Here is a 3749-nt window from a genome sequence, read left to right on the forward strand (position 1 = left end):
GATACATGAGTGTAAATAGTAGTGGTTTTAATACTAGCGTGTCCCAGGAATTTTTGAATATAACGAATATCGGTTCCACCTTCCAATAAATGAGTGGCAAAACTGTGACGTAACGTGTGAACCGTCGCTTTTTTGGACAAACCCGACTTTTTCAAGGCCGTACGCATCACCTGCTGAGCGCTACCCGTACTGTACGGCTCGCCAGCGAACTGACCTTCAAAAACATATTTATTAGGCTGGTACAACTTTTTATACATCTCCAGTGAGTTAACAATCGAGTAGGGCAGCATTACCATTCGGTCCTTTTTGCCCTTCGCGTTCTTAATGTGAATCTTATGCTCCGAAAACAGAATATCGCGCCACTCCAAAGTAACAATTTCACTCACACGCAAACCAGCGCCATAACCTACCAACAGTAACAATTTATGTTTGGGGTTATCCACAGCTCTAAAAATCTCTAAACACTCTTCCATCGTTAATACTGCCGGAAGTTTCTTTTCGGTTTTCGGTCGAGGCAAGTGCAGTTCAAACCCTTTTTGTAATCCAATTTGTTGGTAGTAAAACTGCAGTGCATTTACCATACTGTGACCCGAAGTCGCTGATAGTCCGCGTTCCATTAAGGAAGCCAAATATTTAACAATCTCCTTTTGAGTAATTGTTTGCGGATCTCGATACCCATGATCACGCAAAAACTTCAAAAAAGCACCCACATACGTACGCATCGTAGAGCTACTGTAATTCAGCGCTAAAATCGTATCCACCATAGCGGTAATATGCTCATGTGCAGCAGCAGGCACCTGGTTAAAGAGCTGCTCTTTGGTTTTAGTTAAATCCAATTGCTTTCGATTAGGTAAATTTTGCAATTGCAAATACCCCTTCGGTAACTGTTTGCTAATTAGTATTTTGTTAGGTTCAAATTGCATGACAATCGCTTCATATACACTTGGAGCTGCTGGCAACAAATAACACTCTTTGATAGTACTGAAACGAGCCATCGAAAAACGCTTAATTTTTTCACGCAAAACAAGGTGAGCCGGAACATAAACTTCCATCCATTTCACATCCTCAGGGTGTGGTTTTAAAACTATCGATTCGCCTTCAAATGCCGTCTCGGCCTTATAAAAATCCTTTTCAGGAAAAAAAGATGGGACATCCAACACTTTTTCAACCTTTGATTTCACATTAGCTTGCCGTAAAACCATGTAAACCTTATAATTAGCATTCCAATAAATTCCCTTTATAGCCAGTAATTGCTTGCTTATAACCTGATTATAAGGCATTTTAAAAACCCAATATTTCCCTAAATTAGGAAGTAATTCTAATCGCAACGGGGATTCTAACGGTTTAGGTGCCGTTATATGTTCAGGGTTATCAGGCACAGGTGCAGGATCTAACTGAAAATCGCGTGAAGCTATGGCTGGAAGGTCACGGCTTATGGTAGAGCCGGCCAGCGATTGCGCAGAAATACTTTTGGGGTTTTCAATGAGCAAATTAGGAAAGTTTTGACTAATCATTTTATAACTAGCCGCATTATAATCAAAATACCAGCACCGCAACGACTGACTGTACGATCCACCCAGCTTTCGAGCCAAGGAAATCGTAGTCGTGTCATATGGAAAAAACAGACCAATTCGGTCCGCATCGCGATGCCATATCTTTTTTACAATGATCTGCATAAGAGGAGTTTGATGGTACTAAAATACTACTTTATTTACAAATAACAAGGAGGATATCGTATTTATTTTCGCTTACGCAAAAGGGCATCACGTCAAGAGTGGCGGTATTGATTGTATTGTCCCAATCGTTTTCAGGAAGCGCACGCTACGAACCAGATGCAACTGCAATTTTAGAAGTTGATCGTAATAAAACACCAAAAAATAGAGATTTCAAAAACAAGCACAGAAAGTTCCCAAAACGGGAAAAATCATATCTTTTAGAGGGGTTAGCGAGCACTGAAAACTTTATACTGGATAATGGAAGTAAGTCGTAAAGAATTAATCTTATTATTTTAAGACATAGGTTTTAACTGTGCTATTGTGATAATGAAAAAAGAAGATAACTTGATACTATTACCAAAATTTGGTAACTTTACTTAAAAATTAAAATCATGGGACGAAATACATCGGTTTCTTTAGGTGATTATTTTGAAAGTTTTGTTGATGACAGCATTTCAAAAGGTAGATTTCAAAATGCAAGTGAGGTCATCCGCGCGGGATTAAGATTGCTAGAAGAAGAGGAAAGTAAAATTATGGCTTTAAAAAATGCTATTAATGATGGAATTGAAAGTGGAATAGCAAACAATTTTAATGCAGAAAAACATCTAGAATCTTTGAAAGCGACCAAAAGAAATGGCTAACTACATTTTTACAAATAAAGCTGTTGAAGACTTAACCCAAATTTGGGATTATACGTATGAAGTTTGGTCGGAAAGTCAAGCGGATAAATACTATAAAGAAATTCTTGAACATTGTCGATACATAGCTGAAAATCATAATTCCGGGAAGAATTATCATGAAATCAGCACAGAAATTTTTGGCTACAAATCAGGCCAACACATACTATTTTATAGAATAGTAAACCCAACACAAATTGAAATTACTAGAATTTTACATTCAAGAATGGATTTAAAAAATAGGATGCAACAATAATACTAAAGTAAACAGTGCTAAGTTTAATGGCGAAATAAGTGAAAAATTCACTTTTATCTTTCGCAAGATTTTTATCTTATTTAAACAGCTCAATTACGATTCTTAGACCCTGAGGCTACTGTAATGAAATGTAACTACCGGCACGCCCAAAACTTAAAAATGATTTTATTGTACAAACAAAATCCTACTTTTTAGGCAAAACACAAGATATTTCTAAAAGAGGTTAGAACCCAAAAAAAGCTCATGTAAAAGAATTTCGCGTGAAGGATGAAGGCTTTGTCTGCGCGCTACCGATTTTTTTCAGGAAGCGAGCGCTGAGAGCTGATGCTACTGTAATATAGGGCGGCATTTTGTAAAATACCTGCAAAAAAGAGGAGAACTCTACAATTTAACTAAAATATTTCATTAATTTTGTATCCGAATGAATACAATGTCATTATGTACTTTATTGAAAAAACATCAGAATTTGACAAATGGTTGAGGAAGTTGAAAGATTTACGTGCTAAAGCCAAAATTTTAATCAGAATACAAAAATTAGAGAAAGAGGAACATTTTGGAGATTGTGAACCAGTTGGAGAAGGAATACAAGAGCTTAAAATAAATTACGCGAAAGGTTATCGAGTTTACTTTAAAGAAAATAATGATAAAATCATTATTCTTTTAATTGGAGGAGATAAATCGTCTCAACAAAGTGACATAGAAAAGGCAAAAAATATATGGAAATTATTAAAAAAATAGAAAATGGAAACATCAAAATTTGACATAGCAGATTATTTAGACAATAATGAGATGATTGCTGAATATTTAAATGAAATTTTAGAAAATGGAAATGAAAATGATTTAATTAGTGCGATTGGTAATGTGGCCAAAGCAATTGGAATGAGTAAAATTGCTGAAAAATCAGGATTGAGTAGAACAAGTTTGTATAAAGCACTTTCTGATGGAGCAAAACCTCAATTCTCAACAATAGCCAAAGTTTTAAAAGCAGTTGGTGGTCAAATAACGGTTAATCCTATATCCGTCTAGATAAAATAAAAACGATGTTTTTCTAAAACCTTTGTTGTTACTTTTTTCGTGTAAATTAGGTACTACTTTATTTCT

General features: G+C 35.6%; 6 protein-coding genes. 5 read left to right on the forward strand and 1 reads right to left on the reverse strand.

Annotation, left to right across the window (positions count from 1 at the left end; all coding sequences use genetic code 11):
• The coding region (locus tag P8M54_RS06040; RefSeq protein WP_300286259.1) for a tyrosine-type recombinase/integrase at positions 1-1676 on the reverse strand (1676 nt) is incomplete at its 3' end.
• A gap of 107 nt (positions 1677-1783) precedes the next feature.
• On the opposite strand from P8M54_RS06040, the gene P8M54_RS06045 reads away from it, so the two are divergent.
• The 5 genes from P8M54_RS06045 (at position 1784) to P8M54_RS06065 (ending at position 3674) form a co-directional block, all read left to right on the forward strand.
• Positions 1784-1990, forward strand: coding sequence for a hypothetical protein (locus P8M54_RS06045; RefSeq protein ID WP_300286261.1), 207 nt, complete (start codon positions 1784-1786; stop codon positions 1988-1990).
• Positions 1991-2107: 117 nt separating this feature from the next.
• Entirely contained in the window at positions 2108-2356 is a 249-nt protein-coding gene (locus tag P8M54_RS06050; RefSeq protein ID WP_300286263.1) for a type II toxin-antitoxin system ParD family antitoxin, read from the forward strand.
• On the forward strand, positions 2349-2648 hold the full coding sequence (locus tag P8M54_RS06055; protein ID WP_300286265.1) for a type II toxin-antitoxin system RelE/ParE family toxin: 300 nt from the start codon (positions 2349-2351) through the stop codon (positions 2646-2648). Before P8M54_RS06050 ends, P8M54_RS06055 begins: the two co-directional genes overlap by 8 nt.
• Before the next feature lie 438 nt (positions 2649-3086).
• A complete protein-coding gene (locus P8M54_RS06060) occupies positions 3087-3386 on the forward strand; it encodes a type II toxin-antitoxin system RelE/ParE family toxin (RefSeq protein WP_300286267.1) in 300 nt (99 codons plus the stop codon).
• A gap of 3 nt (positions 3387-3389) precedes the next feature.
• Positions 3390-3674: an addiction module antidote protein gene (locus P8M54_RS06065; RefSeq protein WP_300286269.1), complete on the forward strand. Its 285-nt coding sequence runs from the start codon at positions 3390-3392 to the stop codon at positions 3672-3674.
• The last annotated feature ends 75 nt before the right edge of the window (positions 3675-3749 follow it).

The sequence above is a fragment of the Flavobacterium sp. genome, from assembly GCF_029242675.1.
Lineage (GTDB): Bacteria > Bacteroidota > Bacteroidia > Flavobacteriales > Flavobacteriaceae > Flavobacterium.